The sequence below is a fragment of the Pseudomonas sp. GW821-FHT02B10 genome (genome assembly GCF_059421865.1).
Genome location: NZ_JBWKVU010000007.1, coordinates 118405 through 140403 on the forward strand (window position 1 = coordinate 118405; position 21999 = coordinate 140403).

The 21999-nt window shown below is 63.6% G+C and carries 18 protein-coding genes; 8 read left to right on the plus strand and 10 right to left on the minus strand.

The genetic code is table 11. The features are described from left to right. The first annotated feature begins 27 nt into the window (after positions 1 to 27). Complete coding sequence (locus AC07VU_RS16935; protein ID WP_277589562.1) at positions 28 to 777, plus strand: YkgJ family cysteine cluster protein; 750 nt, start codon at positions 28 to 30, stop codon at positions 775 to 777. A 244-nt stretch (positions 778 to 1021) separates the two neighbouring features. Here AC07VU_RS16935 and AC07VU_RS16940 read toward each other — a convergent pair whose 3' ends face one another. Next, entirely contained in the window at positions 1022 to 1264 is a 243-nt protein-coding gene (locus AC07VU_RS16940) for a hypothetical protein (RefSeq protein ID WP_495030173.1), read from the minus strand. 239 nt (positions 1265 to 1503) lie between these two features. On the opposite strand from AC07VU_RS16940, the gene AC07VU_RS16945 reads away from it, so the two are divergent. From AC07VU_RS16945 to AC07VU_RS16975, 7 genes are all read left to right on the plus strand, one after another. Beyond that, positions 1504 to 2673 carry an efflux RND transporter periplasmic adaptor subunit gene (locus AC07VU_RS16945; protein WP_495030174.1) on the plus strand — a complete coding sequence of 390 codons (1170 nt, stop codon included), beginning with the start codon at positions 1504 to 1506 and terminating at the stop codon, positions 2671 to 2673. Further along, complete coding sequence (locus AC07VU_RS16950) at positions 2670 to 5765, plus strand: multidrug efflux RND transporter permease subunit (RefSeq protein ID WP_495030175.1); 3096 nt, start codon at positions 2670 to 2672, stop codon at positions 5763 to 5765. The genes AC07VU_RS16945 and AC07VU_RS16950 overlap by 4 nt, the downstream gene beginning before the upstream one ends. Before the next feature lie 9 nt (positions 5766 to 5774). Beyond that, on the plus strand, positions 5775 to 6452 hold the full coding sequence (locus tag AC07VU_RS16955; protein ID WP_007922121.1) for a heavy metal response regulator transcription factor: 678 nt from the start codon (positions 5775 to 5777) through the stop codon (positions 6450 to 6452). Beyond that, the gene (locus AC07VU_RS16960; RefSeq protein WP_495030176.1) at positions 6442 to 7806 is read left to right on the plus strand and encodes a heavy metal sensor histidine kinase; all 1365 of its coding nucleotides are present in this window, start codon (positions 6442 to 6444) and stop codon (positions 7804 to 7806) included. Before AC07VU_RS16955 ends, AC07VU_RS16960 begins: the two co-directional genes overlap by 11 nt. Positions 7807 to 8032: 226 nt before the next feature. Continuing rightward, positions 8033 to 8257: a hypothetical protein gene (locus tag AC07VU_RS16965; protein ID WP_053262556.1), complete on the plus strand. Its 225-nt coding sequence runs from the start codon at positions 8033 to 8035 to the stop codon at positions 8255 to 8257. 231 nt (positions 8258 to 8488) lie between these two features. Then, entirely contained in the window at positions 8489 to 9769 is a 1281-nt protein-coding gene (locus AC07VU_RS16970; RefSeq protein WP_495030204.1) for an OprD family porin, read from the plus strand. Positions 9770 to 9919: 150 nt separating this feature from the next. Continuing rightward, complete coding sequence (locus tag AC07VU_RS16975) at positions 9920 to 11407, plus strand: diguanylate cyclase (protein WP_495030177.1); 1488 nt, start codon at positions 9920 to 9922, stop codon at positions 11405 to 11407. 126 nt (positions 11408 to 11533) lie between these two features. Here AC07VU_RS16975 and lpxC read toward each other — a convergent pair whose 3' ends face one another. The 9 genes from lpxC to murD form a co-directional block, all read right to left on the minus strand. Further along, entirely contained in the window at positions 11534 to 12445 is a 912-nt protein-coding gene (lpxC, locus tag AC07VU_RS16980; RefSeq protein WP_009045509.1) for a UDP-3-O-acyl-N-acetylglucosamine deacetylase, read from the minus strand. A 112-nt stretch (positions 12446 to 12557) separates the two neighbouring features. After that, positions 12558 to 13748, minus strand: a complete 1191-nt coding sequence (gene ftsZ / locus AC07VU_RS16985; RefSeq protein WP_007922129.1) for a cell division protein FtsZ — start codon at positions 13746 to 13748, stop codon at positions 12558 to 12560. Between the two features lie 65 nt (positions 13749 to 13813). Next, positions 13814 to 15073 (minus strand): cell division protein FtsA, encoded by a 1260-nt coding sequence (gene ftsA, locus AC07VU_RS16990; RefSeq protein WP_007922131.1) that lies wholly within the window; start codon positions 15071 to 15073, stop codon positions 13814 to 13816. A gap of 14 nt (positions 15074 to 15087) precedes the next feature. Next, the gene (locus tag AC07VU_RS16995) at positions 15088 to 15954 is read right to left on the minus strand and encodes a cell division protein FtsQ/DivIB (RefSeq protein WP_007922133.1); all 867 of its coding nucleotides are present in this window, start codon (positions 15952 to 15954) and stop codon (positions 15088 to 15090) included. 4 nt (positions 15955 to 15958) lie between these two features. After that, entirely contained in the window at positions 15959 to 16927 is a 969-nt protein-coding gene (locus AC07VU_RS17000) for a D-alanine--D-alanine ligase (protein ID WP_007922135.1), read from the minus strand. Then, the gene (gene murC / locus AC07VU_RS17005; protein ID WP_274304574.1) at positions 16924 to 18381 is read right to left on the minus strand and encodes a UDP-N-acetylmuramate--L-alanine ligase; all 1458 of its coding nucleotides are present in this window, start codon (positions 18379 to 18381) and stop codon (positions 16924 to 16926) included. Before murC ends, AC07VU_RS17000 begins: the two co-directional genes overlap by 4 nt. Continuing rightward, on the minus strand, positions 18374 to 19444 hold the full coding sequence (murG, locus tag AC07VU_RS17010) for an undecaprenyldiphospho-muramoylpentapeptide beta-N-acetylglucosaminyltransferase (RefSeq protein ID WP_009045512.1): 1071 nt from the start codon (positions 19442 to 19444) through the stop codon (positions 18374 to 18376). The genes murC and murG overlap by 8 nt, the downstream gene beginning before the upstream one ends. Beyond that, positions 19434 to 20651 carry a putative lipid II flippase FtsW gene (ftsW, locus tag AC07VU_RS17015; protein ID WP_007928477.1) on the minus strand — a complete coding sequence of 406 codons (1218 nt, stop codon included), beginning with the start codon at positions 20649 to 20651 and terminating at the stop codon, positions 19434 to 19436. Before ftsW ends, murG begins: the two co-directional genes overlap by 11 nt. Next, the gene (gene murD, locus AC07VU_RS17020) at positions 20648 to 21994 is read right to left on the minus strand and encodes a UDP-N-acetylmuramoyl-L-alanine--D-glutamate ligase (RefSeq protein WP_277589567.1); all 1347 of its coding nucleotides are present in this window, start codon (positions 21992 to 21994) and stop codon (positions 20648 to 20650) included. Before murD ends, ftsW begins: the two co-directional genes overlap by 4 nt. Positions 21995 to 21999 lie beyond the last annotated feature (5 nt).

Genomic DNA, 21999 nt, shown 5'->3' on the forward strand with positions numbered 1-21999 from the left:
CGCCTTTCGACTATGGCTGCCGGCTCAATGAATACTCGTTTTTCCTGCGTAGGCTGCGGCAAGTGCTGCAACGATCATCACGTTCCCCTGACCCTCGGCGAAGCCCGCCAGTGGGCGCTGGATGGCGGCCAGGTGATCGTGCTGGTGGAAGGCTTCCTGAGCAATGGCCTGGGGCTGCCAGCCCAGCAGCGCGAGCACGCCGAACGGCGCTCCTGCGTGGTGCCCAGCGGCAATGCCCAGGCCCACGTGGCAATCACTTTCGCCGCCTACAACGTCGGCCCCTGCCGGAATCTTGACGAAGACCAGCTGTGCCGGATCTATGAGCGCCGGCCGCTGGTGTGCCGTATCTACCCGATGGAAATCAATCCGCACATCCCGCTCAACCCGGCGATCAAGGATTGCCCGCCCGAATCCTGGGAAAAAGGCCCGGAACTGATCGTCGGTGGCGAACTGGTGGACCGGGAACTGGCCGAACTGATCCAGCGCTCGCGCCAGGCCGACCGCGACGATATCCACAGCAAACAAGCCATCTGCCAACTGCTGGGCATTCACACCACCGCCCTCAAGGGCGACGGCTTTACCGCCTACCTGCCGGACATGGCCGCCCTGGCCGAAGCCATCGAGCGGGTCCAGGCGCAACCGCTGGCGGCGCCGGCCGGCGAGTGGTTGTTCCATGTATCCGGTGAAGATATTGCCGGGCAAGTGCAGGACGCCGGGGCCCAGGTGGTGACCGAGGCGCCGCTCACCTACGCCTTCATTTCCTTGCGGGCAGCATGAAGCCCTGCCGCTGACCCGCAGAGTCTCCGGTGTCCGTCAAATCGTTGCGAGCGTGCCGCTCGTACGCAGACTGCGGCAGCGGCTACACGGATTGGGATATCGCGGCATTCGCGGAACTTGTAGCCGCTGCCGCAGGCTGCGATAAGGCCGAAGGCCTTCGGCGACCTCAAGATCTTGCGCTCCCTTCGGACGCGATCGACCGAGCGCGGCCCGAACCTTCGGCAGCCGCTACAGAAGCTTGGACTCAGCGCTTGCCCATCGAGCGACGGGTGCCGGGCGGCGCCGCGCCTGGGGTCTTGGTGTGGCCGTTGGTGGCGCCGTTCTTGTACCAGGGTTGCTGGGCATTCTTGGCCTGGGCGAACTTGGACGGCTTGAACGGAAACTTGAACGGCGCGATCGCCGGCTTGCCTTCGCCAGGCGCGCTGGCGTCGTCGACCTGGTCGGCGCTGGGCGCGTCGGACACAGGCGGTTGTGCTGGGGTAGTCATGGAAGCTCCGGGTGAAAAGCAAAGGCCGGGCCCGGGGAAGCGGGCCGCGAAGGCCGGCAGTATACCCGCGTTGCGGATCGTTGAGCGGCCGCGACCGTCATCGGCCAAAGGTCATCGGTCGGCCTTTGCTGACAGCGCTGTCAGGCAGGCGTCACGTTGCTGACCGGGTCGGCCGGCTATAAAGGGGCCATCGATTCTGGCCATCCTCCCGTCCCCCTTGCCCCCCGGCGCTGGCGTCCATGCGTAATCGAAAAACAACCCTTGTGCTCGCAGGCGTGCTCGCCGTTCTCGCCGCCGCTGGCCTGTGGTCCCTGCTCAAGCCACCCAGCACCAAGCTGGCGGCGCCGACCGCGGTGCCGGTGCGGGTGATCAGCGTCGCCCAGCAGGATGTGCCGCGGCATGTCAGTGGCATCGGCTCGGTGCTTTCGCTGCACAACGTGGTGATTCGCCCCCAGGTGGACGGCATCCTCACCCGGCTGCTGGTCAAGGAAGGCCAGTTGGTCAAGGCCGGCGACCTGCTGGCAACCATCGACGACCGCTCGATCCGCGCCAGCCTCGATCAGGCCCGGGCGCAACTGGCGGAAAACCAGGCGCAACTGCAAGTGGCCCAGGTCAACCTCAAGCGTTACAAGCTGCTGTCGGTGGATGACGGCGTGTCCAAGCAGACCTACGACCAGCAGCAGGCGCTGGTCAACCAGCTCAAGGCCAGCGTCCAGGGCAACCAGGCCGCCATCGATGCGGCGCAGGTGCAGCTGTCCTATACCCAGATCCGCTCGCCGGTGTCCGGCCGCGTCGGCATCCGCACCGTCGACGAAGGCAATTTCCTGCGCACCAGCGATACCCAGGGCCTGTTCTCGGTGACCCAGATCGACCCGATCGCGGTCGCGTTTTCCTTGCCGCAACAGATGCTGCCGACCTTGCAGGGCCTGCTGGCCGCCGAGCACCCGGCCTCGGTGGACGCCTACCTGGGCGCCGATACCGACTCCGACACGGGCGAGCGCCTGGGCGAAGGTCACCTGAGCCTGATCGACAACCAGATCGACACCAACACCGGGACCATCCGCGCCAAGGCCGAATTCAGCAACCCCGGGCAAAAGCTCTGGCCCGGCCAGCTGGTGACCATCAAGATCCAGACCGCCGTGGAAAAAGCCGCCCTGGTGGTACCGCCCGGCGTGGTGCAACGCGGCCTGGATAAACACTTCGTGTATCGGGTCAAGGACGACACGGTGGAAATCGTCCCGGTGCAGATGGTCTATCAGGACAGCGGCCAGAACATCATCAAGGGCGTGCAAGCCGGCGACCTGCTGGTCAGTGACGGCCAGTCGCGGCTCAAGGCCGGCTCACATATCGAAGTGCTCAGCGAACCGCCGCAACAGATCCAGGCGGCGAACTCGGAGCCACAGCCATGAAGGGCCACGGCTCGATCTCCGCCTGGTGCGTCGACCATCCGGTCGCCACCCTGCTGCTGACCTTCGCCCTGGTGCTGCTGGGCGCCATCGCCTTTCCCCGGCTGCCCATAGCGCCGCTGCCGGAAGCCGAGTTCCCGACCATCCAGGTCACCGCGCAGCTGCCCGGCGCCAGCCCGGAAACCATGGCTTCCTCGGTGGCCACGCCGCTGGAGGTGCAGTTCAGTGCCATCCCCGGCATGACCCAGATGACCTCCAGCAGCGCCCTGGGCTCGACCAACCTGACCCTGCAATTCACCCTCGACAAGAGCATCGACACCGCCGCCCAGGAAGTGCAGGCGGCGATCAACACCGCCTCGGGCAAGCTGCCCAACGACATGCCGAGCCTGCCCACCTGGCGCAAGGTCAACCCGGCGGACAGCCCGGTGCTGATCCTCAGCATCAGTTCCACGCAGATGCCCGGCACTGAACTGAGCGACTACGTGGAAACCCTGCTGGCCCGGCAGATCAGCCAGATCGACGGTGTCGGCCTGATCAACATCACCGGCCAGCAACGCCCGGCGATCCGCGTCCAGGCCTCGCCCGACCGGCTGGCGGCCATCGGCCTGACCCTGGCCGATATCCGCGTCGTCCTGCAGCAGGCCAGCCTCAACCTGGCCAAGGGCGCGCTGTATGGCGAGTCCAGCATCTCGACCCTGTCGACCAACGACCAGCTGTTCCATCCCGATGACTACGGCCAGTTGATCGTCTCCTACAAGAACGGCGCGCCGGTGCAGCTCAAGGACGTCGCCCGGGTCATCAGCGGCCCGGAAAATGCCTACGTGCAGGCCTGGTCCAACGACCAGCCGGGGCTCAACCTGGTGATCTTCCGCCAGCCGGGGGCCAACATCGTCGACACCGTGGACCGCATCCAGGGCGAGTTGCCGCGCCTGGAGGCCATGCTGCCGGCCTCGGTGGACGTGACCGTGCTCTCGGACCGCACCAAGACCATCCGCGCGTCCTTGCATGAAGTGGAAATCACCCTGCTGATCGCGGTGCTGCTGGTGGTGGCGGTGATGGCGCTGTTCCTGCGCCAGCTGTCGGCAACGCTGATCGTCTCCAGCGTGCTCGGGGTGTCGCTGGTGGCCAGCTTCGCGCTGATGTATGTGATGGGCTTAAGCCTGAACAACCTGACCCTGGTGGCCATCGTGATCTCGGTGGGCTTCGTGGTCGACGACGCGATTGTCGTGGTGGAGAACATCCATCGCCATCTGGAAGCCGGCGATGGCATGCGCGAGGCGGCGATCAAGGGCGCCGGCGAAATCGGCTTCACCGTGGTGTCCATCAGCTTCTCGCTGATCGCCGCATTCATTCCCCTGTTGTTCATGGGCGGCGTGGTCGGGCGACTGTTCAAGGAGTTCGCCCTGACCGCCACCTCGACCATCCTTATTTCCGTGGTGGTGTCGCTGACCCTGGCGCCGACCCTGGCGGCGCTGTTCATGCGCGCGCCGACTGATCATCCCCATAATCACCCGGGCTTCGGCGAACGCCTGCTGGCATTCTACGAGCGCGGGCTGCGCCGAGCCCTGGCCCATCAACGGCTGATGCTCGGCCTGTTCGGCCTGACCCTGGGCCTGGCCATCGCCGGCTATGTGTTCATTCCCAAGGGTTTCTTCCCGGTCCAGGACACCGGCTTCGTGCTCGGCACCAGCGAAGCGGCGGCCGACATCTCCTACCCGGACATGGTGGCAAAGCACCTGGCCCTGGCGAAGATCCTCGGCGCCGACCCGGCGGTGGAAACCTTCTCCCACTCAGTGGGCGTCACCGGCAACAACCAGACCATCGCCAACGGCCGCTTCTGGATCGCCCTCAAGGACCGCGGCCAGCGGGACGTCTCCGCCAGCCAGTTCATCGACCGCATTCGCCCGCAGCTGGCCAAGGTCCCGGGTATCGTCCTGTACCTGCGGGCCGGCCAGGACATCAACCTCAGCTCCGGGCCGAGCCGCAGCCAGTACCAGTACGTGCTCAAGAGCAACGACGGGCCGACGCTGAATACCTGGACCCAGCGCCTGACGGAAAAACTGCGGGCCAACCCGGCCTTTCGCGACCTGTCCAACGACCTGCAACTGGGCGGCAGCATCACCCATATCAGCATCGACCGCAGCGCCGCGGCGCGTTTCGGCCTGACCGCCACCGATGTCGACGAAGCGCTCTACGACGCCTTCGGCCAGCGCCAGGTCAATGAGTTCCAGACCGAGACCAACCAGTACAACGTGATCCTCGAACTGGACGCCCAGCAGCGCGGCAAGGCCGAGAGCCTGAATTACTTCTACCTGCGCTCGCCCCTGAGTGGCGAGATGGTGCCGCTGTCGGCGCTGGCCAAGGTCGACCCGCCCACCGTCGGCCCGTTGTCCATCGCCCACGACGGCATGTTCCCGGCCGCCAACCTGTCGTTCAACCTGGCGCCGGGCGTGGCCCTGGGCGACGCGGTGATCATGCTCGACCAGGCGAAAAACCAGATCGGCATGCCCGCCTCCATCGCCGGCAATTTCCAGGGCGCGGCCCAGGCCTTCCAGAGTTCCCTGGCCAGCCAGCCGTGGCTGATCCTCGCGGCGCTGGTGGCGGTGTACATCATCCTCGGCGTGCTCTACGAGAGCTTCGTCCACCCGCTGACGATCATTTCCACCCTGCCCTCGGCCGGCCTTGGCGCACTGATCATGCTCTGGCTGCTGGGCCAGGACTTCTCGATCATGGCCCTGATCGGCCTGGTGCTGCTGATCGGCATCGTCAAGAAAAACGGCATCCTGATGATCGACTTCGCCCTCGAAGCCCAGCGCAAGGGCGGGCTGTCGCCGCAGGAGGCGATCTACCAGGCCTGTATCACCCGTTTCCGGCCGATCATCATGACCACCCTCGCCGCTTTGCTCGGTGCCTTGCCGCTGATGCTCGGCTATGGCGCCGGCGCCGAGTTGCGCCAGCCGCTGGGGATCGCCGTGGTCGGTGGCCTGCTGGTGAGCCAGGCGCTGACGCTGTTCACCACTCCGGTCATATACTTGTGGCTCGAGCGGCTATTCCATCGGCCCACACCAGCGCCAGCGCTGGCAAGCACATCCTGAGGCGGGGTCATGCGCGTTCTGATTATCGAAGATGAAGAGAAAACCGCGGACTATCTGCACCGTGGCCTGACCGAACAAGGCTACACCGTGGACCTCGCGCGCGACGGTGTCGAGGGCCTGCACCTGGCGCTGGAAGGCGACTACGCGGTGATCGTGCTCGACGTGATGCTGCCCGGCCTCGACGGCTTCGGCGTGCTGCGGGCGCTGCGCGCGCGCAAGCAGACGCCGGTGATCATGCTCACCGCCCGCGAGCGCGTCGAAGACCGCATCAAGGGCCTGCGCGATGGCGCCGACGATTACCTGGGCAAGCCCTTTTCCTTCCTCGAACTGGTGGCGCGCCTGCAGGCCCTGACCCGCCGCAGCGGCGGCCACGAACCGGTGCAGATCAGCATCGCCGACCTGTGGATCGACCTGATCAGCCGCAAGGCCAGCCGCGCCGGCACGCGCCTGGACCTGACCGCCAAGGAGTTCTCGCTGCTCAGTGTGCTCGCCCGGCGCCAGGGCGAGATCCTGTCGAAAACCGCGATCGCCGAGATGGTCTGGGACATCAACTTCGACAGCGACGCCAACGTCGTCGAGGTGGCGATCAAGCGCCTGCGGGCCAAGCTCGACGGGCCGTTCGAACAGAAACTGCTGCACACCATCCGCGGCATGGGGTATGTGCTGGAGAACCGCGGTGCCTCGTAATTCGATTGCCCTGCGCCTGAGCGGGCTGTTCACCCTGGTCGCCCTGCTGGTGTTCCTGCTGATCGGCGGCGCGCTCTATCAACAGGTGGACAAGGGCCTGGGCCTGCTGCCCGAGGCCGAGCTGGATGCGCGCTACAGCGTGCTGGAGTCGGCCCTGACGCGCTTCGGCAACCCGGAGCACTGGGCCAAGATCAACAACAAGCTCAAGCTGCTCAGCGAAGAAGACAAGCGCATCCGTTTCTGGGTGGTCAGCGGCGACCCCGCCTACGAATACGGCAACCCCGACCCGCAGATCCGCCGCTTCGCCCAGGGCCCGCTGGGCATGCGCGACCTGACCCTGCCCGGGCATCCCTATCCGCTGAAAGTGCTGGTCAGCCAGCTGCCGGCCAAGGAGCTGCGCCCGCCGCTGCGCTTTCTGATCGCCATCGACACCGAGACCTTCTACGAGACCCAGCACCAGCTGCTGATTGCCTTGATCAGCCTGGCCATCGTCGGCGTGCTGCTGGCCTCGGCGCTGGGCTACTGGGTGGCGCGCATCGGCCTCAAGCCCTTGATCGGGCTGTCCGAAGAGGCCCAGCGCCTGGCCCCGCCGAGGCTTTCCGGACGCCTGCAGCTGTCGTCGCTGCCGCCGGAGCTGACGCAGTTCGCCAACTCGTTCAACTCGACCCTGGAACGAGTGGAACAAGCCTATTCGCGCCTGGAATCCTTCAATGCCGACGTCGCCCACGAACTGCGCTCGCCGCTGACCAACCTGATCGGCCAGACCCAGGTGGCGCTGACCCGCGGGCGTTCCGCCGAGCATTATTTCGAGGTGCTGCAATCCAATCTCGAAGAGCTGGAACGGCTGCGCTCGATCATCAACGACATGCTGTTCCTGGCCAGCGCCGACCAGGGCAGCAAGGCCACCAAGCTCACCAGCACCTCCCTGGCCAGCGAAGTGGCGACCACCCTGGACTACCTGGACTTCATCCTCGAAGACGCCCAGGTCAAGGTCGAGGTGCGCGGCGATGCCCAGGTGCAGATCGAGATCGCCCACCTGCGCCGGGCGCTGATCAACCTGCTGAGCAACGCCGTGCAGCACACCGAGCCCGGGCAGGTGATCCGGGTGCAAATCGATGTGCAGGAACACCAGGTGGCCATCGCCGTGAGCAACCCCGGCCAGGCCATCGCCCGCGAGCATCTGCCACGGCTGTTCGAGCGCTTCTACCGGGTCGACGCCTCCCGCAGCAACAGCGGCGCCAACCACGGCCTGGGGCTGGCGATCGTCAAGGCCATCGCCCTGATGCACGGCGGCGACGTGTTCGTGCGCAGCGATGACGGCATGAACACCTTCGGCCTCTACCTGCCGATCTGAGCTCTCCCTCTCCTCTGTAGGAGCAGCCGGTCGATTGCTCGCGATGGCGGTGCATCAGGCACAGCGCATAGCCCCATCGCCGGCAAGTCTGGCCCCTACAGAAGCGGTGTCAACTATTGCTTTTGGCGTAACAGTGATTATCCTGTTCGGCGCTTTTTCCAGCCGTCTTGAAGTTATATTTTTGTCGCACCTAATTTGAACTTGCTCTGCAAGAAGGTCTTCAGAAATGTCCAACAGTATGGGTATTGCCAGCGCCTTTGTTTTGTCCTCCCTGTTCTTGGCCCCTATGGCCATGGCCGAAGAATCGCAGACTTTCGCCGCGCATAACGCCGCACGCGCCGCTGCCTTCCAGGACGCCCAGGAAGCGCTGGCTGCCAAGCAACAAAACGGCAAGCAGCCGCAGGAGATCACGGCGGAACAACGCCAGCCGGACGTTCAGAAGGACAGCTGACACCTGCTACCGACTCGTTTCCCTCGACAACTTCTCTGCTCTACCCCCCGGAGTAAGTTGTCTTAAAGCCGCTGATAACAGCGGCTTTTTTTTGCCATATAGAACTGACTGTTTCATTCGTTTCACCCAGAACAAGAAACACCCGAATCGACAATAACAACTGTCATCATTCATCCAAGGAGCTTTTTACCGGTGAAGGTCACTTCAACTCTCAGCCCGTTGTTCATTGCAATGGCTGCAACTATCGCCCCCTGTGTCCAGGCCGCCGACGAGGCCAGCCCCGAAGGTTTCGTCGAAGGCGCAAGCCTCAAGCTCAACGCCCGCAACTACTACATGAATCGCAACCGCCACCAGCAGGCTCCCGACAATATCGAATGGGGCCAGGGTTTCCTGGGGATCTTCGAGTCGGGTTATACCCAGGGCACTGTCGGTTTCGGCCTCGATGCCAACGCCATGCTCGGCTTGAAACTCGATGGCGGTGGCGGCACCGACAGCTCGAGCATCCTGCCGGTCAGCGATGGCAGCGGCAAAGCGCCGACCTCGTTTTCCACGGCTGGCGCCACCCTGAAAATCCGCGCCTTCGACACCGAGCTCAAGGCCGGCGATCTGTTCCTCAACAATCCGGTGATCGCCGGTGGCCAGAGCCGCATGCTGCCGCAGACCTTCCGCGGGGTCAGCCTGGCCAACCACAGCTTCGACGGCTGGCTGCTCGAAGGCGGCCAGGCCAGCTTCACCAAGCCCTATAACCAGAGCGGCCGCCGACGTATCGACACGGCCTACGGCAAACTGGCGAATGGCGACGAAAGTCGCCACCTGAACTGGGCCGGCGTGGCCTGGAGCGGCGTGCCCGGGCTGACCAGCAGCCTGTACGCCGCCGAACTCAAGGACATCTGGAACCAGTACTACTACGACCTCGACTACAGCTATGCGCTGAACGAGCTGGTGACCCTGAACCCGGGCTTGCACTTCTATCACACCCAGGACACCGGCGACGCGCTGCTGGGCGACATCGACAACAACACCTACAGCCTGCATTTCACCCTGGGCATCGGTCACCATAGCCTCACCGCCGCTTACCAGCGGGTGAATGGCAACACCCCGTTCGACTACATCAACCAGGGTGACAGCATCTACCTGGACAACTCCCAGCAGTATTCGGATTTCAACGGCCCCAACGAGCGTTCGTGGAAACTCAAGTACGCCTACGACTTCGCCGGCCTTGGCCTGCCGGGCCTGACTTCGGCGCTCTCCTACTCGCGCGGCGAGCTGGACCTGACCAAGGTCGACCCGCACAGCCGTGGCTACGCCAACTGGTACAGCGCCGGCGGCGAGCACGCCAGGCACTGGGAACGCGACCTTGACCTCAAGTACGTGGTGCAGGGTGGCCAGGCCAAGGATCTGGCGGTCCGCCTGCAGTGGGCCACCAACCGTGGCGGCAACGGTTATGGCGCGCTGGACAATGACACCGACGAATACCGGGTGATCGTCGATTACCCATTCAGTGTGTTCTAAGCGCGAATAAGCAAAAGGCCAGCATCATTTTGCTGGCCTTTTTTTTGTCTGCGATTTATACATGCGCCCGCAGGCGCGATCGGTCTCTGCAACTCTGCTTGCTTCATCCGGAAACACCCCTGAAACGTACACACCGCAGAAGTCAGAACCATGAGTGTGAGTAGTGCGACACCCCGCAACACGACCACTTTGAACCGGTCGGAAAGGATGCTGATTCTTGGAAGCTCACTGATGGTCATCTCCATCCTGAGCATCGTGACCTTCTTGCTGATTCGCGAACGCGGCAGCGCCGAAATGGCCGCCACCCGCGCGGCCTCCAACATCGTGCAATTGATCGACGCCGACGTGCTGCGCAATGTCGAGCTGTACGACGTATCCCTGCGTGGCCTGATCAGCGCCTCGCAACGCGACGACCTGAAACAGGTATCGCCGACCATTCGCCATATGGCGCTGTTCGACCGGGCTACCGCGGCCCCTTACAAGGGCAACATCCTGCTGCTCGACTCGCGCGGCGACGTGCTTGCCGACTCCGCCTCGGTCGAACCGCGCCAGGGCAACTTTGCCGACCGAGAGTATTTCCAGTCCCATGTGAATAACCCTGATCCGGGCATGCTGATCAGCCGACCGTTCCGCGCCCGCCCTCCCGAGCTGGATTGGCGCATCAGTTTCAGCCGGCGGGTGTCCGGCGAGCGCGGGGAGTTCCTCGGCGTGGCCGAAGCGGCCATGCGCCTGGACTACTTCAGCCAATTGTTCAAAAGCCTGAATGTCGGCCGCGACAGCTCGGTCAACCTGATCAGTCGCGACGGTATCCTGCTGGCCCAGGAACCACCGCGAGCGGACAACCTGATCGGCCAGGACTTCAGCCAACGGCCCAATTTCATCCGCATCCTGCGCGAGGGGAACGGCAGCTTCAAAGGCATGTCCAGCACCCAGCAGCCGCGCCTGTATACCTTCTCCCAGGTCGGAGACCTGCCGCTGATCGTGATCGTGGCGCTTTCCAGCAATGAAGTCTTCGCCTCCTGGCAGCGCACCGCCCTGGTGGTCGGCGGCGCCACCGGTGCGCTGTGCCTGGGCCTGTTGTGGCTGACCTGGCTGCTTTGCCGGGAATTGCGCCGCCGCCAGAGCGCCGAGCAGGAACTCGCGCAACTGGCCGCCACTGACGCTCTCACCGGCCTGGACAACCGCCGCAGCCTGGACCAGACCCTGGCCCGCGAATGGGGACGCGCGCAACGCTCCCACAGCGCCCTGTCGCTGCTGATGTTGGACGTGGATCACTTCAAGGCCTTCAACGACCGCTACGGCCACCTGCTTGGCGATGAAGCCCTGCGCATCGTGGCCCGGGTGATCAGTGACAATATCCGGCGCCCCGGCGACCTGGCCGCACGCTACGGCGGCGAAGAGTTCGCCGTGGTCCTGCCGGAGACCGATAACGAAGGCGCCCGGCGTATCGCCGAGCATATCCGCCTGGCGATCGAGCGCCTGCCGCCGATCCGGGACGGCGCCTCGCCGATCACCATCAGCATCGGCCTCAGCACCTGGGCGGGCACGCCGAAGTCCAGCCTGGAAGCGTTGTGCTCGATGGCCGACAAGGCGCTGTACCAGGCCAAGGCCGAAGGGCGAAACCGGGTGGTAGGTTAAGGCCTCATCGCGGGTAAGCCTCGCTCCTACGGGTCCCGTGACCTCATCAGCCGTGCAGCAATCTGCAGGCATAAAAAAAGGCCACCCGAAGGCAGCCTTTAAAAACTAAAGGAAAGAGAGTGTTACTTACACGGCCGCAACCGGACGCATGTAAGAGATCGGTGCAGTGCTGGCATCTTCGAAGGTCACGACTTCCCAAGCGTCTTTCTGCTCAATGAGCTTGCGCAGAAGCTGGTTGTTCAGTGCATGGCCCGACTTGAAGCCTTTGAACTCACCTATCAGGCTGTTGCCCAGCAGGTAGAGGTCACCAATTGCGTCGAGGATCTTGTGCTTCACGAATTCGTCTTCGTAGCGAAGGCCGTCCTCGTTCAGTACACCATCCGCGTCGACCACGATGGCGTTTTCCACGCTGCCGCCGAGTGCGAGGTTGTGCTTGCGCAGGTACTCGATATCACTCATGAAACCAAAGGTACGGGCGCGGCTGACTTCTTTTACGAACGAAGTGCTGGAAAAGTCCACGCTTGCACTCTGGGTGCGGTCACGGAAAACCGGGTGATCGAAATCGATCTCAAAGCTCACTTTAAAACCGTCGAAAGGCACGAAAGTGGCGCGCTTGTCGCCGTCTTCCACTGTCACCTCGCGAAGGATGCGGATGAACTTCTTGGCTGCGTCCTGTTCTTCCAGGCCGGCAGATTGAATCAGGAATACGAAGGGTCCAGCGCTGCCATCCATGATCGGGACTTCGGACGCGGAGAGCTCGACGTAGGCGTTATCGATGCCCAGGCCAGCCATGGCCGAGAGCAAGTGCTCCACCGTGTCCACTTTGGTGTCACCGTTGACCAGGGTGGTCGACATAGTGGTCTCACCAACGTTTTCCGCGCGAGCAGGAATCTGCACCACAGGGTCCAGGTCGGCACGACAAAACACAATGCCGGTGTCGACAGGCGCAGGCTTGAGGGTCAGGTAAACCTTCTCCCCGGAGTGCAGGCCTACACCTGTGGCACGGATAATATTCTTCAGGGTGCGTTGTTTAATCATGGCTTGGGCCGCTTCAGCGCAAATTGCGAACTGGTATCAACAAAGGCTGGCGATAATAGCAGACCAGACCTTTGCTGAACACCAATCACCCTAATACCCCTGATACATTCCATCAATCGGCCTGGCGACGCAGGAAAGCCGGGATGTCCAGGTAGTCCAGATCATCTTGCGGATTCAGCTTCGCCGCAGTCGCAGCACTGGCCTGGGCCTGGTTGCGCATGACGGTCGGACGGTCCAGATCACGGTAGTTGACCGACGGCAGTTCCTGACGCGCAGGTGCTGGCGCCTGTGCAGCGGCCATGGAGGTTTGCACGGTATTGTCGATGACCTTCACAGGTTTCTCGATTTTCGCGCCCAGACCTGTGGCAACCACAGTCACGTGCAGCTCGTCGCGCATGTCCGGATCGATAACGGTACCGACCTTGACCATGGCGTGCTCGGAAGCGAAGGCTTCGATGATGCTACCCACGTCGGAGTACTCACCCAGGGACAGGTCGGGACCGGCGGTGATGTTCACCAGGATGCCGCGCGCGCCTTGCAGGTTCACGTCTTCCAGCAGCGGGTTGCGGATCGCCGCTTCGGTCGCTTCACGTGCACGGTTAGGACCGCTGGCGCAGCCAGTGCCCATCATCGCCATGCCCATTTCGCTCATCACGGTGCGTACGTCGGCGAAGTCGACGTTGATCATGCCCGGACGCTTGATGATGTCGGAGATACCGCGAACGGCACCGGCCAGGACGTCGTCGGCCTTGGCAAAAGCCGACAGCAGGCTGGCGTCTTTGCCGAGGATGGTCAGCAGTTTTTCGTTGGGAATGGTGATCAACGAATCGACGCTTTCGCTCAGCGCGCGGATGCCTTCATCGGCGATCTGCATGCGCTTGCGGCCTTCGAACGGGAACGGACGGGTCACCACCGCAACGGTGAGGATGCCCATTTCCTTGGCCACTTCGGCGATGATCGGCGCAGCACCGGTACCGGTACCACCGCCCATGCCGGTCGTGATGAACACCATGTTGGTGCCCGCCAGCACTTCAGCGATACGCTCGCGGTCTTCCAGGGCGGCTTGACGGCCGACTTCAGGATTGGCGCCAGCACCCAGGCCCTTGGTCACGCCGGTACCCAGTTGCAGGATGGTCCGCGCGCCGATGTTTTTCAGCGCTTGAGCATCAGTGTTGGCGCAGATGAATTCGACGCCTTCGATGTTGCTCTTGACCATGTGATTGACGGCGTTGCCGCCGCCACCGCCGACACCGATAACCTTGATTACCGGACTTGCGGGGACGTTGTCTACGAGTTCGAACATTTTCCCTCTCCTTTCATTTCTCTAGTTTTTTCGCCTACTGCTTACAACGGTGTTGCGGTAAATCTTCAGAAATTGCCCTGCACCCAGCTCTTGATGCGATCGAGCAAGGCGGCCTTGGGTTCGTCGCTGCTGTAGCTGTCCCGGCTACCGATGCCGGAGAACGAGATACCGTCGGACTGCTTCTGCAGCCCGTACAACAGCAAGCCCACGCCGGTGGAGTAGATCGGGTTGCGCACCACGTCGGACAGGCCTTTGACGGTGTGTGGCACGCCCAGGCGGACCGGCATGTGGAAAATCTCTTCGGCCAGTTCGACCGCGCCTTCCATTTTCGAAGTACCGCCGGTCAGCACGATGCCGGCCGGGATCAGGTCTTCGTAGCCGCTGCGACGCAGTTCGGCCTGGATCAGGGTGAACAGCTCGTCGTAACGCGGCTCGACCACTTCGGCCAGGGCCTGACGGGACAATTCGCGCGGAGGACGGTCGCCGACGCTTGGCACCTTGATGGTTTCGCCGGCACCGGCCAGCTTGGCCAGGGCGCAGGCATAACGAATCTTGATTTCTTCGGCGTACTGGGTCGGCGTACGCAGCGCCATGGCGATGTCGTTGGTCACCTGGTCGCCGGCAATCGGGATCACCGCGGTATGGCGGATCGCGCCTTCGGTGAAGATCGCGATGTCGGTGGTGCCGCCACCGATATCCACCAGGCACACGCCCAGCTCTTTCTCGTCGTCGGTCAGTACCGAATACGCCGAGGCCAGCTGTTCGAGAATGATGTCGTCGATTTCCAGGCCGCAGCGACGCACGCACTTTTCGATGTTCTGGGCGGCATTCACCGCGCAGGTCACTACGTGCACCTTGGCTTCCAGGCGTACGCCGGACATGCCCAGGGGCTCGCGCACGCCTTCCTGGTTATCGATCACGTAATCCTGCGGCAGGGTGTGCAGCACCCGCTGGTCGGCCGGAATCGCCACGGCCTGCGCCGCGTCGAGTACCCGCTCCAGGTCCGCCGAGCTCACTTCGCGATCACGAATCGCCACGATGCCGTGGGAGTTCAGGCTGCGAATGTGATTGCCCGCCACACCGACGAACGCCGAGTGGATACGGCAACCGGCCATCAGTTGCGCTTCTTCTACCGCGCGCTGGATCGATTGAACGGTGGACTCGATATTCACCACCACGCCCTTCTTCAGGCCGCGCGATGGATGGGTGCCGATACCGACGATTTCCAGCGTGCCATCGGCCGCGACCTCGCCTACCAGCGCCACCACCTTGGAGGTGCCGATATCCAGACCGACGATCATTTTGCCGCTTTGCACGTTTGCCATGGTCCTGCCTCTTCTTAATTCTTCGCGACGGCGGGTTGGGCCGTCGTGGGCGCTACAGGTTCCCGCCAGCCGACGGCCAGGCCGTTGGCATAACGCAGATCGATGCGCGCGATGTTCGTAATCTGTTCTTTCAGCGTTTTTTCATAAATGGCAATGAAGCGGCGCATCTTCTCCACCAGGTGATCGCGTCCGAGCAACAGTTCGATACCAGGACCGGCGCTGCCGGCCCCCGTGGTCAGGAACCAGCTGCCGCGCTCGCGCAACTCCAGACGGGCAATGGAGAAACCCATCGGGCGAAGCATCTGGCTCAACACCTGGTACTGCTGCATCACCTGCTGCTGGGCCCGCTGCGGGCCGAACAACTGTGGCAAGTGCTCGTAGTTCGCCAGCTCACGCGGGGTGAAGGCCTGGCCCTGGTTGTTCAACAGCGCCTCGTCGCCCCAACGGGCCACCGGCAACTGCTCTTCCAGGCGAATCACCACCTGGTCCGGCCACACACGCCTTACCTCGGCATGAGCGATCCATGGCATCTGTTCCAGCTCGGTACGCATGCTCGCCAGGTCGATGGTGAAGAAGCTCGCCGCGACGTAGGGCGCGATCCGCTGCTGCACCGCCTGCTGGCTGATGTAACTCAGGTCGCCCTGCACCGCGACCTTGGTGATCGGCCGGTCGGCATAGGGCAACAGGCGCTGCGCGCCCTCGTAAGTGCCGAAGCCCAGCGCGACCAGCAGCACCGGCCACATCAGGCTTTTCAGCACGCCAAAGTTGGCTTTCGGCAGGCGCGCCGACATCGGCTCCTTGGCCACCATCCGGCTGGCACCACGCGGCACCGGCTTGCGGCCGGGAGCGGGTTGCTGATGACGTAGCTGGGCGCCTTGCATGGCCTTAACCTCGCGGCTCTGCGTTACTGACGACACTCTCCGCCAGGATGGCCAGAACCAGCTGCTGGAAATCCAGACCGGCGGCACGGGCCGCCATCGGAACCAGACTGTGATCGGTCATGCCGGGAGCGGTGTTCACTTCCAGGAACCAGAACTGGCCATCAGCGTCCTGCATCACATCGGCACGCGCCCAACCGGCGATACCGAGCGCCCCGCAGGCTTTCGCCGTCAGGTCCATGAGCTCCTGCTCTTTATTGCTGTCGAGGCCACACGGAATCCGGTACTGGGTATCGGAAGCCAGGTACTTGGCGTCGTAGTCGTAAAACGTGTGGGGCGTGCCCAGGGCGATCGGTGGCAATACCTGGCCGCGCAGCGTGGCGATGGTGAACTCCGGACCTTGAATCCATTGTTCAACCAAGACTTGCGAGTCGTAGGTGCTGGCCGCTTTCCATGCGTCGATCAGTTCGGACGCGGATGTCACTTTGGCCATACCAATACTGGAACCTTCATGCGCCGGTTTGACGATCAAAGGCATGCCCAGTTCCGTAGCCGCAGAAATACAATCGGCCTCGGAGCCAAGTACGGCGTGGCGTGGCGTCGGAATACCGAGGCTGTGCCAGACCTGCTTGGTACGCAGTTTGTCCATCGCTAGCGCCGAAGCCAGGATGCCGCTGCCGGTGTAGGGAATACCCATGCATTCCAGCAGGCCCTGCATGCTGCCGTCTTCGCCGCCACGACCGTGGAGGATGATGAAGGCGCGATCGATCTTCTCGTTCAGCAGGCGCTGCAGGAAGTCGTCACCGACGTCGATGCCGAAGGCGTCCACACCAGCGCTCAGCAAGGCTTCGAGCACGGCGTTACCGGACTTCAGCGAGACTTCGCGCTCGGCGCTCTTGCCGCCGAACAGCACGGCGACGCGACCGAAATCCTTCGGCGCGAGGGTCGAAAACAGAGAGGCGTAGGCGGCGGTCATTTCGACTTCCCCTGACCGGAAGGCACGGCGCCCGCGAACAACGGGCTGCCCAGCAGCTTCGGCGCAAGACCGCCGATATCACCGGCGCCCTGGCACAGCAGGATGTCGCCGGCGCGCAGCAGCGGCTTGACCAGCGGCGCGAGGTCGACCCCACGTTCGATGTAGATCGGGTCCAATTGACCGCGCTGACGGATGCTGTGGCACAGCTGACGGCTGTCCGCCCCCGGGATCGGCTCTTCGCCCGCTGGATAGACTTCCATCAACAGCAGGACGTTGGCGTCCGCCAATACCTGGACGAAATCGTCGTATAGGTCGCGGGTGCGGCTGAAACGGTGCGGCTGGTAGACCATCACCAGGCGACGCTCAGGCCAGCCACCGCGCACGGCCTTGATCACTGCCGCGACTTCGGTCGGGTGGTGGCCGTAGTCGTCCACCAGCATCACGTTGCCGCCATCCACCGGCAGTTCGCCGTAGACCTGGAAGCGACGTCCCACGCCCTGGAAGCCCGACAGGCCCTGGACGATGGCTTCATCGCTGATGCCTTCGTCGGTGGCAATGCAGATGGTCGCCAGGGCGTTCAGCACGTTGTGGTTACCCGGCATGTTCACCGAGACATCCAGCGGCTCGCGATCGGGACGCAGCACGGTGAAGAAGGTCTGCATACCCTGCTGGCGTACATTGATCGCGCGCACGTCGGCGCCTTCGTTGAAACCGTAGGTGACGGTCGGACGCTTGACCTGTGGCAGGATCTCGCGCACCACCGGGTCGTCCAGGCACAGCACGGCCAGGCCATAGAACGGCAGGTTGTGCAGGAATTCGACGAAGGTTTTCTTCAGCTTGTTGAAGTCACCGTCGTAGGTCGCCATGTGGTCGGCGTCGATGTTGGTCACCACGGCCACCAGCGGCTGCAGGTGCAGGAAGCTGGCGTCGCTTTCATCGGCTTCGGCGATCAGGTAGCGGCTGGTGCCCAGCTGTGCATTGGTGCCAGCTGCATTCAGCCGGCCACCGATGACGAAGGTCGGGTCCAGGCCACCGGCGGCGAACACCGAGGCCAACAGGCTGGTGGTGGTGGTCTTGCCGTGGGTACCGGCAACGGCGACGCCGTGGCGGTAGCGCATCAGCTCGGCGAGCATTTCCGCGCGCGGCACCACCGGGATGCGGCGTTCCAGGGCGGTGGCCACTTCCGGGTTGGAGGTGTTCACGGCGCTGGACACCACCAGTACATCGGCGTTGGCGGCGTTCTCGGCACGGTGGCCGATGAAGATCTGCGCACCAAAGGACTCGAGGCGCTCGGTGACCGGCGACGCCTTGAGGTCGGAGCCGGAAACCTGGTAGCCCAGGTTCAGCAATACTTCGGCGATCCCGCACATGCCCACGCCGCCGATACCGACGAAGTGGATGCGACGGATACGGCGCATTTCCGGTTGTGGCATGGCTTTCTGATTCTCAACCATGGGCCACCTCCAGGCAGATATCGACCACGCTACGGGTGGCATCGGGTTTGGCCAGGCGACGTGCGGCGTCGGCCATGCTGTTGAGTCGTTCCGGTTGCATCAAAACCTCTGTCAGGCGAGCGGCAAGGTCCGCTGCGCCAGTCGTTCTTTGCGGCATCAGGAAGGCAGCGCCTTCACGAGCCAAATAATCGGCATTGCGGGTCTGGTGATCGTCGATGGCGTGAGGCAAAGGCACGAGCATCGAAGGCAGACCGGCGGCAGCCAGTTCACTGACGGTCAACGCGCCTGCGCGACAGACCACCAGGTCAGCCCAGCCGTAGGCTTGGGCCATGTCTTTGATGAACGGCTGCACCTGCGCCTCGACGCCGGCGGCGCGATAGCGCTCTGCAGTCACTTCATCGTGGTTTTTGCCGGCCTGATGAAACACTTCCGGACGCAGCTCGGGGGAGACCAGCGCCAGGGCTTCAGGCAGCAACTTGTTCAACGGCTCTGCTCCCAGGCTTCCACCCAGGACCAGCAAACGCGCCTTGCGTCCGGCCAGGGCCTCGCGCGGTGTATCGAGGAACAGCTCGGTGCGCACCGGGTTGCCGGTGGTACGCCGGCTGCTGGAGGCACCAAAGGTGTCCGGGAAAGCTTCGCAGACTCGGGCCGACAACGGCACCAGCAGCCGATTGGCGGTACCGGCGACCGCGTTCTGTTCATGAACGATCACTGGCACGCCGGACAGTTTTGCCGCGACGCCACCAGGGCCGGTCACATAACCACCAAAGCCCAGCACGCAGACCGGCTTGAGCTGACGAATGATCCGGCGCGCCTGCAGCACTGCCTTGAGCAGTACGAATGGCGCCTTGAGCAGCGACAGCTTGCTCTTGCCCCGCAGGCCGCTGACGTTGATCAGGTGCAGTTGCAGGCCGGCATTCGGCACCAGTTCGTTTTCGATGCCGCGCGGGGTGCCGAGCCAGTGCACGGTATAACCGCGCGCCTGGAATTCGCGGGCACAGGCCAGCGCCGGGAACACGTGACCGCCGGTACCACCGGCCATGATCAGCACATTAGCGCCCATGGCTTGGCTCCTCGGCGAAGTCGCTCTCGCTGAACTCCATCTCTTCGCTGCCCAGGTGGGTCCGACTCTCCCACTCGATGCGCAGCAACAGGCCAAGACAAGCGCAGCAGATCACCAACGAACTGCCGCCATAACTGAGGAACGGCAAGGTCAGACCTTTGGTCGGCAACAGGCCGACGTTCACCCCGATGTTGATCAGGAACTGGCCGATCCACAGGAACGACAAGCCATAAGCGACATAGGCGGCAAAGAACTGCTTGGCTTTCTCGGCCCACAGGCCGATGTACATGCCACGGATACAGACGAAGACGAACAACGCCACCGTGCACAGGGAACCCACGGCGCCCAGCTCTTCGGCCAGGACCGAGAACACGAAGTCGGTGTGGGCTTCCGGCAGGTAGAACTGCTTCTGCACGCTGTTGCCCAGGCCAACGCCCAGCCATTCGCCGCGGCCGAAAGCGATCAAGGCCTGGGACAACTGGTAGCCCGCGCCGAACTGGTCGGCCCAGGGGTCGGCAAAGTTGGTCAGGCGCGCCATTCGATAGGGCTGCATCTGAATCAGCAGGACCACCGCCGCGACCGCCAGGACCACCATCAAGGAGAAACGGAACAGCCCGACCCCACCGAGGAACAGCATCGCCGCCGCGGCCCCCATCATCACCACGGTGGCACCGAAGTCCGGCTCCATCAGCAGCAGGCCAGCCATCGGCAACAGGACGATGAATGGCTTGAAGAAGCCCATCCAGCTTTCGCGCACTTCTTTCTGGCGACGCACCAGGTAACCGGCGAGGTAGATCACCACGAACACTTTGGCGATCTCGGAAGGCTGGACGTTGAAGAAACTGAAGCCGATCCAGCGCATCGAACCGTTCACCTCGCGGCCGATCCCCGGGATGATCACCATCACCAGCAAACCGAAGGCACCGAGCAGCATCATCCAGCCCAAGCGTTGCCAGGTGGCGATCGGAATCATCATGGTGACGATGCAGGCACCCAGGCCCAGCACCACGTAGATCAGGTGGCGAATCATGTAATACAGGGCGCTGCCCGATTGCACCGCCGCCACTTCGGTGGAGGCCGAGGCGATCATGATCAGCCCGAGGCCGAGCAGCGTCAGGCATCCGGCGAGCATCGGGAAGTCGAGGTCGACGCCGCGCCCGGTGATGATCGGCGATGGATAAGGCTTGATGATGTCTCTCAGGTTCATGCCAGATCCTCCACGGCGCGGACGAACTGGTGACCACGGTCTTCGTAATTCTTGAACATGTCGAAACTGGCGCAGGCAGGCGACAGCAGCACCACGTCGCCGGACTGGGCGGCGGCACGGCATTGCGCCACGGCGTCGACCAGGGAGCCGACACGAATCAGCGGCACGGCATCGCCGATGGCCTCGCCGATCTTGTCGGAATCGCGGCCCATCAGGATCACGGCGCGGCAATTGGCCGCCACCGGATCGCGCAGGTCCTTGAACTCGGCACCCTTGCCGTCGCCACCGGCGATCAGCACGATCTTGCCTCCGATGTCCGCGCCCAGGCCTTCGATGGCCGCCAGTGCGGCACCGACGTTGGTGGCCTTGGAGTCGTTGTAATACCCCACGCCATCCAGGTCGCGAACCCACTGGCAGCGGTGCTCGAGGCCGGCGAAGGTGCGCAGGGCCGAGAGCATGGCATCGAACGGCAGGCCGACCGCATGTCCCAGGGCCAGCGCCGCCAGGGCGTTGGACTGGTTATGGGCGCCACGGATCTTCAGCTCGCGCACCGGCATCAGGTTCTGGAATTCGAAGGCCAGGTATTTCTCGCCATTCTCTTCACGCAGGCCGAACGCCTTGAAATCGGGTTTGCTCAGGCCAAAGGTCCAGCACGGCAGGCCTTCGCCGATCAATGGCCGAGTCAGGGCATCCTGGCGGTTGAACACCACTTGCCGGGCGCCACGGAAGATCCGGTGCTTGGCCAGGTGATACGCCGGCAGGCCGCTGTAGCGGTCCATATGGTCTTCGCTGATGTTCAGCACGGTGGCCACTTCGGCCCCCAACTGGTCGGTGGTTTCCAGCTGGAAGCTGGACAGTTCCATGACATACAGCTCGACATCGTCGCTGAGCAGGTCCAGGGCCGGCGTGCCCAGGTTGCCGCCGACAGCGACCCGCTTGCCCGCCGCCGCGGCCATTTCCCCCACCAGGGTGGTCACGGTGCTTTTCGCGTTGGAACCGCTGATGGCGACGATCGGCGCCTTCGCGTTACGCGCGAACAGCTCGATATCGCCGGAGAGTTTCACCCCACGGGCGGCGGCGGCTTGCAGGGCCGGGGTCGCCAGGGCCAGGCCGGGGCTCACGTAGAGCTCGTCGGCGCGGCACAGGAAGTCGACGTCCAGCTCGCCACAACGCACTTCCACATGCGGATAGTCACGGCGCAGCGTGGCCAGTTCCGGTGGATTTTCCCGCGTATCGGCGACAGCAAACGACACGCCCCGGTTCGCCAGGAAGCGAACCAGGGACATGCCGCTCTTGCCGAGGCCGACAACGATGCGGAAGTGGTCAGAAGCGATCAGAGACACTCGTT